The sequence below is a fragment of the Vibrio sp. 1069 genome (assembly GCF_033340555.1).
The window spans coordinates 1-554 of the sequence record NZ_JAWOWP010000786.1; the positions used below are offsets into that span (position 1 = coordinate 1).

Annotated in this window: 1 pseudogene; it reads right to left on the reverse strand. The window is 47.8% G+C overall.

The annotated features are described in order from the left end of the window. Positions 1-554, reverse strand: a pseudogene (locus tag R7040_RS29050) (TIGR01620 family protein); the annotation flags it as partial.

Sequence of the window (554 nt, forward strand, 5' to 3'; positions counted from 1 at the left end):
ACCGCAACTAGCGCAGCAGACTCAGTCGCGTGCTGAGAAACCACTTTTGTAGCGAGCTTGTCTTGTTGACTAACGACCATAGAATCGTACATATCAAGAGTTTCCGCATCACTGTGTGCTGGATTAATGCTGTTCTGCCAGCGATCAAAGCCTGGGGTTTCTGCTAATACACCACTCTGTTCCGCCACCTTTTCGCAAAACACCTTGCCTTTACCCACACTGTCACTGTGAACGAGCAGTTCGGCTTCTTCTTGAATGCTGAAATGATTTCTTAATTTACGTAGCTTCCAGAGTTCTTTACCGATAGCACCTAGGCCCAATGAAGCCACTGCAGTAATGAAACCCGCCCAACCTAATGCTAGCCAGTCAGCTGTTTGCACCGCAGTGACAAATGAGTCTACAGCCTGCCACCCGACCAATCCGGCAAAAGTAGCAAACACGCCGGTTGCGAGCCATTTTCTGCCCGGCCTAGGACGAATCACGTGTTCAAGTTGCAGTTCTTGTTCGGTTTCAATTCGATCTTCTTCTATCTTTACTGGTACAAAAGTTTCTTT